11 protein-coding genes are annotated in these 14,014 nt (G+C 45.2%); 4 read left to right on the forward strand and 7 right to left on the reverse strand.

Annotation, left to right across the window (positions count from 1 at the left end):
• Nucleotides 1-156: 156 nt before the first annotated feature.
• The 5 genes from pfkA to HPS57_RS03915 all read right to left on the reverse strand — a co-directional run bounded on the left by pfkA (nucleotide 157) and on the right by HPS57_RS03915 (nucleotide 5,554).
• Entirely contained in the window at nucleotides 157-1,134 is a 978-nt protein-coding gene (pfkA, locus tag HPS57_RS03895; protein WP_172180328.1) for a 6-phosphofructokinase, read from the reverse strand.
• Nucleotides 1,135-1,171: 37 nt separating this feature from the next.
• Entirely contained in the window at nucleotides 1,172-2,566 is a 1,395-nt protein-coding gene (locus tag HPS57_RS03900) for an SLC13 family permease (protein WP_369811445.1), read from the reverse strand.
• A gap of 49 nt (nucleotides 2,567-2,615) precedes the next feature.
• The gene (locus HPS57_RS03905; protein ID WP_172180334.1) at nucleotides 2,616-3,410 is read right to left on the reverse strand and encodes a thymidylate synthase; all 795 of its coding nucleotides are present in this window, start codon (nucleotides 3,408-3,410) and stop codon (nucleotides 2,616-2,618) included.
• Nucleotides 3,407-4,147, reverse strand: coding sequence for a porin family protein (locus HPS57_RS03910; protein ID WP_172180655.1), 741 nt, complete (start codon nucleotides 4,145-4,147; stop codon nucleotides 3,407-3,409). Before HPS57_RS03910 ends, HPS57_RS03905 begins: the two co-directional genes overlap by 4 nt.
• Before the next feature lie 81 nt (nucleotides 4,148-4,228).
• A complete protein-coding gene (locus HPS57_RS03915) occupies nucleotides 4,229-5,554 on the reverse strand; it encodes a LysM peptidoglycan-binding domain-containing protein (RefSeq protein ID WP_172180336.1) in 1,326 nt (441 codons plus the stop codon).
• A 243-nt stretch (nucleotides 5,555-5,797) separates the two neighbouring features.
• Between HPS57_RS03915 and HPS57_RS03920 the strand changes: the two genes are divergently transcribed.
• The 4 genes from HPS57_RS03920 to HPS57_RS03935 all read left to right on the forward strand — a co-directional run bounded on the left by HPS57_RS03920 (nucleotide 5,798) and on the right by HPS57_RS03935 (nucleotide 12,201).
• Nucleotides 5,798-6,523 (forward strand): T9SS type B sorting domain-containing protein, encoded by a 726-nt coding sequence (locus HPS57_RS03920; RefSeq protein WP_172180338.1) that lies wholly within the window; start codon nucleotides 5,798-5,800, stop codon nucleotides 6,521-6,523.
• Nucleotides 6,520-9,360, forward strand: coding sequence for an excinuclease ABC subunit UvrA (gene uvrA / locus HPS57_RS03925; protein ID WP_172180340.1), 2,841 nt, complete (start codon nucleotides 6,520-6,522; stop codon nucleotides 9,358-9,360). The genes HPS57_RS03920 and uvrA overlap by 4 nt, the downstream gene beginning before the upstream one ends.
• Nucleotides 9,361-9,407: 47 nt before the next feature.
• On the forward strand, nucleotides 9,408-10,067 hold the full coding sequence (locus HPS57_RS03930; protein ID WP_172180342.1) for a DUF2461 domain-containing protein: 660 nt from the start codon (nucleotides 9,408-9,410) through the stop codon (nucleotides 10,065-10,067).
• An 88-nt stretch (nucleotides 10,068-10,155) separates the two neighbouring features.
• A complete protein-coding gene (locus HPS57_RS03935) occupies nucleotides 10,156-12,201 on the forward strand; it encodes a helix-hairpin-helix domain-containing protein (RefSeq protein WP_172180344.1) in 2,046 nt (681 codons plus the stop codon).
• Between the two features lie 401 nt (nucleotides 12,202-12,602).
• Here HPS57_RS03935 and HPS57_RS03940 read toward each other — a convergent pair whose 3' ends face one another.
• Together HPS57_RS03940 and HPS57_RS03945 are read right to left on the reverse strand one after the other, a co-directional pair.
• The gene (locus HPS57_RS03940; protein WP_172180346.1) at nucleotides 12,603-13,409 is read right to left on the reverse strand and encodes a tyrosine-type recombinase/integrase; all 807 of its coding nucleotides are present in this window, start codon (nucleotides 13,407-13,409) and stop codon (nucleotides 12,603-12,605) included.
• Nucleotides 13,410-13,425: 16 nt separating this feature from the next.
• The gene (locus tag HPS57_RS03945) at nucleotides 13,426-13,935 is read right to left on the reverse strand and encodes a transposase (protein ID WP_369811440.1); all 510 of its coding nucleotides are present in this window, start codon (nucleotides 13,933-13,935) and stop codon (nucleotides 13,426-13,428) included.
• Between the last annotated feature and the right edge of the window lie 79 nt (nucleotides 13,936-14,014).

The following is a 14,014-nucleotide window of genomic DNA, read 5'->3' on the forward strand; positions in this document are numbered from 1 at the left end:
TTTGACGTGTTTACCATACATATTAAGAAATATTCACAAGAATACAAGCCGGGGTTGGAGAAAGAGAATCGGTCACATATCACTGTGGATAAAGAAAGTTCACTCGCAGTGATATGTGACCGATTAAATACTGTCAGAAAGGATTATACCTTTATATTATATAGAGAGTTCCTCAAGTACTTTGATAAGCTTCTTGTCGAAAGGCTTATCAGAGCGGATTGCTTCAGACAATGGCACATAGACAACCTCATTGTTACGGACACCAACCATAATGTTGCGCTGTCCCTGCATTATGGCCTCTATGGCACCAACACCTGTACGTGAGGCAAGTATGCGGTCGCGCGCTGTCGGTGTGCCGCCACGCTGGAGATGGCCGAGGATGGAGACACGCACATCATAGTCAGGAAACTCGTTCTTCACACGGTCAGCATAGTACATCGCACCGCATTTAGGTGACTCAGAGACAATGACGATGCATGATTTCTTTGACTTGCGTATTCCTCGTTTCATGAACTCCGCCAACTGGTCAACATCGGTAGATTCCTCCGGGATGATTGCCGCCTCTGCACCACATGCAATGGCAGAGTTCTGCGCAAGGAAGCCGGCGTCACGTCCCATTACCTCAACAAAGAAGATGCGTTCATGGCTCTGCGCAGTGTCACGGATGCGGTCGACACACTCCATGATTGTGTTCATCGTTGTATCGTAGCCGATTGTGTTATCAGTGCCATAAAGGTCATTATCAATTGTGCCGGGAAGACCTATGCAGCAGATGTCAAATTTGCGCGCGAACTCCATGGCACCTGTAAGCGAACCGTTGCCTCCAATCACAACGAGGGCATCAATACCTTCCTTGACAAGTGTCTCATAAGCTCGCTGCTGCCCCTCATCTGTCGGGAAATCCTTTGAACGGGCAGTCTTCAGAATCGTACCTCCCATTCCTATGATTCCCGAGACATTCTCTGTAGTGAAAGGCTTTATTTCTCCATTAATAAGTCCTTCGTAACCGCGGTATATAGCTTTTATGTTAAAGCCATTAGAGATTCCCGCACGTGTCACGGCACGTATGGCAGCGTTCATACCCGGGGCATCGCCACCTGATGTCATGATACCAATAGTCTTAATCTTTGCCATAATTATTTGTTTTTGGGGTTATTTATTCATCATTATATCAAAAATAGAGAGCCTCAGCAATAAGGACAAGAAGTCCGAGGAGTGCACCGAGAAGCATCTTTGGTGCAAAATGCTTGAAATACCATCCGACTGTCGTTGTATTCATCGAGAAGAGCGCAAGGCCTGACAATGAGCCGATACCAAAAATCGTGCCGCCAACGGCTGTGGCATAGGCAATAAGTATCCAATATTCACCATTTGTCATAAATTCCGCCGTACCACCTATAGGATGCAGGGACAAGAATGCCGCTGCCGTGGCAAACGAATCCAAAGCAAGACTGACAACAGCTGCCATCAATGGCGCAAGGAACAGGCTCCATGTATCACCGAGAGTTTCAAGACATAGTTTTCCAAGCCACAGACTTGCTCCGGTCTCCACCAGCACACCCATCATCAGCATTACACCCATGATGAAGAGCATCATCTGGAGCATACCGTTGTGCATTGTCCGTGGGGAATTACGCTGACTCATACGACTGTTGACAATAAGTTTATGGTTGAATGTCTCATTTACTATGGAAAGCAAAGCAAGGACACATAGTGCACCAACGAAAGGAGACAACTTGGTTATGTCGCGGAAAGTGGGAATGAACCATAGTCCACCAATACCGAAGAAGAACATGGCTACACGCTGCCATACTGTCAGGCGTGTATCGTCACCTCTATATGGAAGAGAGAAACGCTCAAGCTCCACACGTTCTGGCAATTTCAACGACATAAGGAAGGTTGGGACTGCCCATGCCACAAGGCACGGCAACGCCATCCATGCAGAGAAATGGCTTGGAGTAACGGCACCCATATTCCATAACAGCAGCCCGTTAGGGTCTCCAATGACAGTCAACGCTCCGCCAATGTTGGCACTCAGCACAATGACAGGTCCGAAGATTGTCCGCTGTCGTCTGTTTGGAAGCATCTTATGCATCATGACAAGCATCATTGTCGTGACCGTAAGATTGTCCATGTTGGCACTCAGCAGGAATGTCAGCACTGCTACAGACCACAACAATCGTTTGCTGTTGCGCGTCTTTATCCAATGAGGGAGGAAATCAAAACAGCCATTAGTATCCAATATCTCAATGATGGTCATCGTAGACATCAGGAAAAGAACAATCTCGGAAGCCTTTCCCACATATTTTATGAATATATTGGATGCTATATATTCTTTCACAGCGACACTGTTGGCTGTTGCACCACGCAGGAAAGACATATAGTCCGTTGGGTGCTGCGCCATGACAAAGTCTGAACCGAAACAGATGTACAAAACCCAACCTACCGTACCGGCAAAGACTGCCAAGGCGGCTTTGTTGACAGAAGTCTTGGGAGTAGCGGCAATCAATATGAATGCCAGCAGAATAAATATGGCTATAACTATTGTCATTGTCTTGTCGGTTATATATGGTATGAACCTGTAAATATGATGTCTCTAATTGTCCTCAGTGTCCTTATACACTCACAGTAGCCTTAATATGTGGCCATGGATCATAGTCAGTGAGTTCAAAATCCTCATAACGGAATGAGAAGATGTCCTTTACATCAGGATTAATCATCATCTTGGGCAATGCGCGTGGAGTACGCGTAAGTTGCAGTTCCGCTTGTTCAAGATGATTCAGATAGAGATGAGTGTCGCCTGTAGTATGGATAAAATCTCCGCACTGCAGCCCGGTGACTTGCGCCATCATCTGAAGCAAGAGGGCATAGCTGGCAATATTGAACGGAACGCCAAGGAATGTGTCAGCAGAACGCTGATACAACTGCAGTGACAGTTTATCATCAGCAACATAGAACTGGAACAGGCAATGGCATGGCGGAAGAGCCATCTGCTCTATCTCTGCCGGATTCCAAGCACTGACAAGCATACGGCGAGAGTCCGGATAATGGAGAATCATATCCACAACCTGACGTATCTGGTCTATAGTCCCTCCACAATAGTCCGGCCAAGAACGCCACTGATGTCCATAAACGGGACCAAGCTCACCATTCTCGTCTGCCCATTCATTCCATATACGCACTCCGTTTTCTTGTAGGTATTTTATGTTCGTACTGCCACTGAGAAACCACAGCAGTTCATGGATTATGCTCTTCAAATGTAGCTTTTTAGTCGTGAGAAGAGGAAATCCCTCACTCATGTCAAAGCGCATCTGATTGCCGAAGATGGACTTTGTTCCTGTTCCGGTACGGTCTGTTTTCACCACACCTTCCTTCATAATCCTGTCAAGCAGGTCAAGATATTGTTTCATTTTTTACGTTTTGCGTTCTTTGTGCGTACAATGTCAAAGAGGTATGTTCCCTTGAACACTATACTATTATGATTGGAGCGTGAGAAATGGTCTTGCTTCGAATCGCCATAAATATTTCCAAGACCGTAGTAGTAACGGGCCTCCAAAGCTATATGTCCCACCTTTTTCATGGAAAGTTCCATACCAAGGCCTGCCGTTATGCCGAAGTCAAACTTTTTCTCAACAGGCATCGCATACTGTGCACATTCCGGACTGACCCTCTCAGGGTCTGTCTTCAAAGCATCCTCATATTCGAAATTTGTCGTGGCTTCTTCCGAAAGCATAAACCCGAACTGAGGGCCCATGTTCAGAAAAAACTTTGCACCTTTTTCCTCTCTTCCCCACCCCAAATGGGCAAGCAAGGGAATCTGGAAATAAGATATTCTACGCTGATAAGCTGCCGCTTCTCCTGTGTGAGCGCCGGTCTGCAATATACACGGAAGACCATCTATGCTCTCTATACGTTCCTTCCAACCAAGCTCTGCATAATTCAATTCAATCTGTATGGCACAGATAGTGTTGAAATATTTCTCACACGTGTAACGAGCAGTGACACCGAAATTTATGCCTCCAAGCATATCCTGCGGTATGCTGTTTTCAAAAGCGATTTTATTAAGCTGGTAACCGCCATTGAATCCAATGACAAAGTCATTACGATAGTCTCCTACCTGTGCTTTTGCATCAGGAGCAAACAACATGGAACCCAGTGCCGTGAATGCTACAACACTAAAGAGCCGTCTGTATGTTCTCACAAGAATCCTCATCACTCCACCCATGTTTTAGAAATGAATAAGCATGAATGCAGTATTCTTATAACCACCCTTACTAACACGTTCAAAAATCAAAGGTGTCTGCACCGGTGTATAGTTACGCTGGGAAGAAGTACCATGAAATTCCTTTCCATATTTTTTGTAACCTTTCACAAAAAACATCAGATGGTCATAACCTGTAATGGCAAAACGAGGAATAGCACTCTGCATCGGTGTCTTGAAATAGTCAAGATACTCCTTCTCCAGACGCTTCACTCCGGATGATGCAGTGTCAAGGTTGTATACAGAAGGAACATAGGCGTCATATTTATGGAACTTATTCTGCAATGTCTTTGTGTACATAAACCACTCATTGTAACCGAACATTGATATTAGCATACCGGGGGTTGCCTGTGAAAGAATATCGAGTTTTTCTATAGCCTTGGCAGTCTCAGCATAACGTCCGGTGTTCAATACTACCACGTTCCGCATGCTTCCGGAAAATGCCTTTGCAAACATTTCCGGAGAACTATTCAGATTGGTTATGCTGTATGCTATTTTCTTTTCCTCAAGGCGTTTGCGCAATCCGAAAGTAAATGCGCCTTTCTTGGATGTGACATCATTGCAATCGATAAACACAGGATGGGCATTGGCAAACTGCACCATAAACTGGTCTATGGACCTTGATGTTATGTCCGCCTGTGTCTGATAGACCTGATGTATCTGTGGGCAAGTCTGCACATCATCACCGGTAATGGAGAACGGAATAACCATGGCAATGTTCTTCTCCATACAGAAATCCGCCAACTGCCGAACTTGTGATGTGTAAAGAGGTCCGAACACCACATTACATTTCGCCGCATTTGTAGCAGAAAGAGTATTGCCTATGTTATCTTCTTCCGCCACATTCCAAGCATTGATTGTCAGATTGTACCCTTCCTTCCTCAAGTCTTTGGCAGCAAGGAGCATACCACGGTAATACTCCACCATACGCTTGCCATCACCATTGATGTCATGCAGCGGAAGCATCACCCCTACATTAATCATTGAGGAACTGACGGGCGTTTTGGTGGCAGACTTAGTGACAGTTGTTGCCGGCTGTGTTACAGACAACTGAGGATTATGTTCCGGAATATTCACCGACATGCCTTTCTTCAATACAAAATCCGGCTCACGCATAAAAGGATTGGCATTTCTCAGTTCGTCAATCGTAACCCCATACTCTTTAGCTATGCCAAATACAGTCTCCTTTTTCTTCACCTTATGGACAGAAAGGATTTTTTGGGCAGATAATGACATTCCGCCAAAAAGGAACATGACCAAAACAAATATTGTTGTGTAAAATGCGTGTTTCATATCTTACATCCTAAAATTAAAGATTACGGACTATACTATACTTGCGTTCTTGTATGTTTCTGCAGGGACACTCTCGTAAAGATATTGCAAAACAACTCCATTAAAATGCAAAAAGCGTCAAGACCTGATTAGCAGTGCCCTACTTATGTTAATTTGACCGCAAAATTAGTTATTTTTCTTTGATTAACAAAGTTTTTTTACTACTTTTGCACAAAATTCGCAATTAAAAATACATGTATTCCTATGAGATATTTGTTCTTGGCTGTAATGCTTGCAACGGCACACTCTCTTTTCGGGCAGTCTGTGGTGCCTTCCATAATGCCTTCTGTCGAATACACTACCCCTGACGGTCAAATTGATAGCACGCCCCAGAAAGAGAATGCCTCTGCTCCTGTCAGTGCATCATTCCGCGCCAATCCTACAGACGCAGATGATTGGGACGCGCACTATGAATGGCGGTTCACAAAAGAGGGAGAAGAAGAGCCATATCTCACACGTTACGATGAAAATACAGATGTGGTTTTCACAGACTTCGGCAAAGTGTCCATTGTATGCTACGTTCAATTTGTCCATAAAGAGGACAAAAACAACATCGTCCTGATAAGGGACAACTATTGGGGAGTGGAGCAAATGCCGTTCTCTATCAATGTTTCCTCATCCAAACTTGAGATGCCAAACGCTTTCTCACCTAACGGTGATGGAATAAATGATATATACAAGCCGAAAAGCGGCTACTTATCCATCGTTGAATTCCATGCCACAATATACAACCGTTGGGGACAAAAGATTTTCTCCTGGGATGACCCGTCCACAGGATGGGATGGCACTCATAATGGCAAACCCGTAAAAGACGGAGTCTACTACTGCATAGTCAAGGCACGCGGTGCCGACGGCAACACATTCAACTACAAACGCGATGTCAACCTGCTGCGCGGATATGACACAACCTCAACCACAACAAACCCATGATTGAAGTATTTGGAGCAAGGGTACACAACCTTAAAAACATAGACGTACAGATACCGAGAAACTCACTCACCGTAATAACAGGACTCTCCGGTTCCGGAAAGTCTTCATTGGCTTTCGACACAATCTTCGCAGAAGGGCAGCGACGGTACATCGAGACTTTCTCCGCTTATGCACGCAATTTCCTTGGCAACATGGAACGCCCTGATGTTGACAAAATTACCGGACTCTCACCGGTAATCTCCATTGAGCAAAAGACAACAAACAAGAATCCGCGTTCCACAGTCGGCACACAGACCGAGATTTACGATTTCCTGCGTCTGCTGTTTGCACGTGCAGGAGAAGCGTATTCATGGATGACCGGTGAGAAAATGGTCCGCTATACGGAGGAGAAGGTCATCAGCATGATACTCGAACGCTATGCGGGAAAAAAGATTTATGTCCTTGCCCCACTTATCAGGAACAGGAAGGGCCATTACCGCGAACTTTTCGACCAAATGCGCAGAAAAGGCTATCTCTATGTACGTGTCGACGGGAAAGTGCTTGAACTGGAGGAAGGCATGCGTGTTGACAGATACAAAAACCACGACATAGAGGTGGTCGTTGACAAACTTGCCGTAAAAAACGGTTCTGAGGAACGACTAAAAAACACTGTTGCCAATGCCATGAGACAAGGCGACGGGCTGGTGATGATTCTTGACAAAGACACCGAAGAGACAAAGTTCTTCTCAAAACGCCTCATGTGTCCGACTTCCGGTATAGCATACAAAGACCCTGCCCCTAACATATTTTCCTTCAACTCTCCTGAAGGTGCGTGTCCGCGTTGCAAAGGTCTCGGCTACATAAATGAAATAGATGTTGACAAAATAATCCCTGACAAGAAAATGTCCATTTACAGTGGAGGCATAACGGCACTGGGGAAATACAAGGCGCAACTCATCTTCTGGCAGATAGAATCCATACTTTCCGATTATGGATGCACACTGAAGACTCCTATAAAAGACATTCCGGAAGAAGCTATGAGCGAAATCTTATACGGACGGCTTGAGGATGTCCGTGTGTCAAAGGACCTTGTCAAGACTTCTTCTGACTATTTTACAGACTACCAAGGAGTTATTAAGTACATTCGTTCCATAATGGATGACAACGACAGCGCTGCCGGACAGAAATGGGCTGACCAATTCCTTGACACTTGCACGTGTCCTACTTGTCAGGGACAACGACTTGACAAGGAGGCTCTGTCTTACCGTATATGGGAAAAAAACATTGCGGAACTCGCTTCAATGGACATTGTCAGCTTAAAGGATTGGCTCACCGAAGCAGAGAAACATCTTTCCGACTGGCAAAAGAAAATAGCAACCGAAATTCTCAAAGAAATACATACACGACTGAATTTCCTCCTTGATGTAGGATTGGATTACTTGTCTCTCAACCGCCAGTCTGCAACATTGTCCGGTGGAGAATCACAACGCATCCGTCTTGCAACACAGATTGGCTCGCAACTCGTCAATGTGCTTTACATTCTTGATGAGCCGTCCATAGGATTGCACCAACGTGACAACGAGCGGCTTATACGCTCTCTGAAAGAATTACGCGACCTTGGCAACACCGTCATTGTCGTAGAACACGACCGTGACATGATGCTTGCCGCAGACTGGATTATAGACATCGGTCCGAAAGCAGGAAGGAAAGGTGGTGAAGTGGTATTCCAAGGTACTCCTGCCGACATGATGAAGACCAACACCATCACTGCACATTATCTTTCAGGAGAACGGAAGATTGAGTTACCTACCGAGATTCTTCCTGACGGTGAGAAACATATTCTTCGCCGACAGACAAACAGCGGCTGCATAAAGATAAAAGGTGCGCACGGAAATAATCTCAAAGGCGTGACAGTAGAATTCCCTCTCGGAGTACTGACTGTTGTCACGGGTGTGTCCGGTTCTGGAAAATCCACACTGATAAATGAGACTCTGCAACCGATTCTGTCACAGCATTTCTATCACTCGCACAAGCGCCCTATGCCTTATGACAAGGTGGAGGGACTGGAACTTATAGACAAGGTGGTCACCGTCGACCAAAGCCCTATCGGACGCACTCCACGTTCCAATCCGGCAACCTACACAGGTGTCTTCTCTGACATACGCAACCTGTTCATACAACTTCCTGAATCAAAAATCAGAGGTTATAAACCCGGACGTTTCTCATTCAATGTCAAAGGAGGACGCTGTGAGACTTGTAGCGGCAACGGTTACAAAAGCATCGAAATGAACTTCCTGCCTGATGTGCTCGTACCATGCGAGACATGCCACGGAAACCGTTACAACCGTGAGACATTGGAAGTGCGCTACAAAGGAAAATCCATTGCCAACGTGCTTGACATGACTGTGAACCAGGCGGTGGAGTTCTTCGAGAACGTACCAAATATCCTTCAAAAGATAAAGACAATACAGGATGTCGGTCTTGGATACATCAAGTTAGGCCAATCGTCCACTACCCTCTCAGGCGGTGAAAGCCAGCGCATCAAACTTGCAACAGAACTCGCAAAAAGAGATACAGGCAAAACTCTATACATCTTTGACGAACCGACTACGGGACTTCATTTTGAGGATATACGCATTCTCATGGGAGTTCTGCAGAAACTTGTCGACAAAGGCAACACCGTGATTGTCATTGAGCACAACCTTGATGTCATAAAGCTTGCTGACTGGATTATTGACATGGGACCGGAAGGTGGCGCAAAGGGCGGCACACTGCTATCCTGCGGCACTCCGGAAAAAGTTGCGAAGGTGCAGAAAGGATTCACCCCGCGATTCCTTAAAGAAGAACTGGAGCGGTAATACATAAGTTAGTCCGCAAACCCAAACTTATCAAAGACTATAAAACAATGAAAGAGATACTTGATTTCTTCACCGAACTGGCAAAGAACAATGAGAAAGCATGGTTCGACGCACACAAATCTGAATATAAGGCTGTCAAAGCGAAATTCGATGCCTTTGCGTTGGAATTCATGAAAGGAGTGGAGGAGTTTGACCCTCGCGTGCAGGGACTCGGAGTCAATGACATAACATATCGCATCTACCGTGACTTGCGTTTCACACAGGACAAAAGTCCATATAAGACATGGCACGGTGTCTATGTCTGTCCAAGAGGCAAGAAATCAGGAATGTCCGGCTACTATATTCATTTTGAACCTGCCACTGACACGTATTTCCTCTGTGCCGGACTCTATAATCCGGAAAAGGATGTCGTGAAAAGCATTCGTGAGGAGATTATGTGCAATGGTGACAAAGTGATGGAAGCCTTATCCTTATGCGAGGATTTCCAACTGCCATGGGACAAGGCTCTTAAAAAGATTCCGGCAGGATTCAGCCCTACGGACAAGTACAGTGACTACTACCGACTGAGAAGCTTTGAAATCTACAAGCCTGTCAGAAAGCGCGATGTACTGAAAAAGGATTTCCTGAAGAACGCTCTTGAGGATTTCAGAAGGACTTACGAATACAACGAAATCCTCAACCGATGCTACGACTACGCAAAGGACTGATGCACTGCTCAAACAGCGCAACAAGCATACCGCAGCAAAGCATACTTTGACAACACCCCATTTTTCTCACCCCTAAACCTAAATACCTATGAGACAGCATGTCCTCACCCTGTTATTTCTCCTCCTGCCCTCATTCCTTTTTGCGCAGGAGGAGAGCGATACATTCCAAGATGTCTACAATTCGCTGTCTGACATGGATGATTTCGATGAGGAAGGATGGACAGAGGCGTATGACAACCTTACCGCCATGGCACAAATGCCACAGAACATCAATGCTGCAACCTACGAAGATTTGCTGGCAGTCCCATTGCTTACAGAGGAACAGGCTGTCGCCATAATATATTATCGTGACCTTTACGGTGACCTCCGTTCTATCTCAGAACTGTCACTCATCACTGCTCTCGACCCTCCACGATGCAAAATTCTCTCATCCATATTCTATGCCGAACCAATACCCAATAATGCAAAAGGCATACTGAAATATCCGAAAAGCAGTCTGCTGATGACTCTTGCCGTCCCGACTTATGAGCGGAAGGGGTTCAAAGAGGGGAAATATCTTGGCGACAAACTGAGCCATAGCATAAGATACCAACTGAAAACGAAACGTCTGCAGATAGGCCTGACAGCATCCAAAGACGCCGGAGAACAGTTTTTCTGTGGCGAGAACCGAAAAGGCTGGGACTTTTACACTGGGTTCGCACGCCTGAAAGAGACCGGAATAATGAAAGACTTGATTGTCGGACATTATCAGGTTTCTATAGGAATGGGACTTGTCATGAACAATGGCTACCGCCTTTCAAAGACTTCATTGCTGCTTACACAGCCGTCTTCCAAAACCTCCCTGCGCGGACATACATCAAAAATGGAGAGCAATTACTTGCAAGGAGTCGCCTCAACCATAGCACTATGGCATAGGAATGCGACAAAGAACATTTCTCTTACCCCATTCCTGTCATGGAAATATCTTGATGCAACGATGTCCAACACAGAGCCTCCAACAATTTCCACAATCAGCTCCAACGGCTACCACCGCACAAAGGAAGAACTCATGCGACGGTATGCCACGACACAGATGGTAGCCGGTGCTTCGCTCGTGTACACATCATTGCCCTTTCGCATCGGCTTGAACATTGTGCACACTCATCTCAGCGACTCGCTCGCACCGTCTAAAAAACAGATGTACCGCCGCTATTATCCTGAAGGAGAGAATTTTACTGACGGCTCACTCTTCTACTCTTTCATAAGCCCGAAACTGCAAATCTCCGGTGAGACTGCATTTGGAAAGGCTGCAAAATACAATAAAAAGGAGAAGGACGGCATAGCCATTGCAACAGCAAATGCCATCAGGTGGAATTTCCACCAACAGTGGTCGGCATTCGCTTTGCAAAGGTTTTACAGTTACCGGCATACATCCTTGCTCGGAAGGAGCTTCGGCGATGTCAGCAACTGCCAGAATGAGAATGGCATCTATGCAGGCATGATGACAACAGCATTGCGCCACCTTACCCTTTCCGCATACATCGACGGCTCTTATCATCCTTGGATAAGGTACGGATATGACAACAGCTCATGCTCATGGGACACATATCTCTCAGCTGCCTATGAACATAAGAACCTTTCCGCAACAATGAAGTACCGCTACCGCGAACAGGCTGTATCCGAAACCGGTTCTATCCTTCCGCAATTCAGAAGCAAAATCAATGGCACAGCACAACATACATTGCGGTCTACCGTCAAATATACCTTCGGGCGGTTTCAATCCTCCTCGCAGCTTCAAGGGACATTCCTCCCGACATCCGACGACTGGGGCTATCTACTTTCTGAAGGCTTCGGCTACCAAGCCACAAGGTGGTCATTATGGTTGTCCGTCACATACTTCAAGACTTCTGATTATCTCTCTCGCCTTTACATGACAGACAAGAGCATAACCTATGGCGCAACCTCCAGCATGCTATACGGTCAAGGGCTTCGCACAAACCTGCTCGCAAAAACAATAATCATCAAAGGCCTGCAAGCCTCAGTACGCTGCAACATCCTGAACTATTTCGACCGTGACAAAATCTCCTCCTCTTACCAACAGATAGACTCTTCCTCGCAAACTGACCTTTATTTCCAACTAAACTGGACATTCTAATTCCGCCGCCCGTTATCATTTACCAGCAGAACAATATAATAATCTTATACAACATAACCAATAAGGTTTTGCCATGGAATCAATAAGGTTTCACTACATAATCAATAAGGTGTTAAATTATACAACGACCGGCTTCTGATTTCTTTAAAAGCAAATATGGTAAATACATCAAAGAACACTTGTAATCTATCCTCCCGTTCTCAGAATTTCGATTGCAAGTGCAAAGGTACAACATTTCACAAGCGATTCCAAATTTTATAGGGGTACAAATGGGGATACACATGGGGGGACATCCATATATTTAATACCTACTGAACTCACAAAATTACATCCAATTAGAAAAAGGCATCACAGTCCTATATTACGACTGTGATACCAATATGTTTATGCCAAACATCCGACTACCATGTTACAATCTTATCCACAATAGCTTGCTGCTCTGTTGAAGTACGACGCAAATAGATGCGTGTTGTCTCTATACTCTCATGCCCCATAAGATCAGCCAGTAATGAGATGTCATTGAATTTCTCAAGAAAATTCTTTGCATAACGATGGCGGAACGAATGCGGATAAACAACTTGTGTATTCATTCCATATTTTGCAGCATAATTCTTTAACTGCTGTGAGATTCCTCTTGTAGTAATACGCTCACCAAAGCGATTCAAAAACAGATAACCGGTTGTACGCCCCTCATTACCAAGCCAAACTATCGCCTCTTTACGTAAAGTCTTAGGAATGAACAAACGGCGATTCTTACCGCCTTTGGTGTAAAGGTCAATATATCCAACATTTACATGCTCTATCTTTATCTGAATCAATTCGCTCACACGTGCACCTGTAGCAGCAAGAAAACGCACAACAAAATACCATTCCTTGTTATCCTCCTTCTTCAGCTTATTCTTGAAAAACACATAGTCAGCATTGCTAATTACATTTTCCAAGAATGTCCGCTCTTGCACTTTTACCGACTTCAATCTCAGCCTTGAATGCTTTGTAAACTCAAGGTACTTATTGACAGCTTGAATACGCAGATTCACCGTCTTGGGCTTGAACTCTTCAATTAGATAAGCTTTATAAGCCAACAAGTTCCTCTTGGTAAGTTTTGGAAAACGCGCCTGATAATCGCGAACAGCATATAAATATGCCGCAATAGTGTTCTTCGACATATTACTATCACGAAGAAAAATCTCAAATTGTGTTGTTATCATAAGTTAGTCCACAAAATTAAGCTACATGATTTTTGAAGTTAATCATAAGCCCATTCCCCATTGCTGCCAACGCTCTGTTTGCTGCGTAAAACAAAGTGTCCGGACTCATGTAATCATGCGTCTGAATCCATTTCCCTTTGAGCATCCGCCACAGGATTTCAGCGATGTTCAGATGCGGGGAGTATGGAGGGAGGAAGAATATGTGCATTCCTCGTTTCTCCCATACAGGACACAGTGCAAGCAGCTTTTTCGCCCTGTGGACAGGTGCGTTGTCAAGCACGATGACAGTCTTTCGCCTGATGGTAAAGGAGAAGTTGTCAAGGAAGGCTATCATCCTTTCGGTGTCAATGCTTTTGACGGTAGTAAACCAATGGGTACGGCAACAACGGTCCACCATGGCGAAGCAATTGAGCCGTGCGCCACGTTGGGACGGGACATAGACATCTTCTTTGGAGAATTTCCAGCCGTAAGGCACATACCACTCCTCGCAAAGATGGGACTCGTCTCCATAATAGAGGTCTATCACACCCTTATGCCACAGTTGCTCAAGCTCTTGCAACTCCCACAGCTTGTATTGGTAGAGTTGCGGCGAGGGTTTCCCCTTT

The organism is Palleniella intestinalis, from assembly GCF_013166595.1.
GTDB classification, from domain to species: Bacteria; Bacteroidota; Bacteroidia; order Bacteroidales; family Bacteroidaceae; genus Prevotella; species Prevotella intestinalis.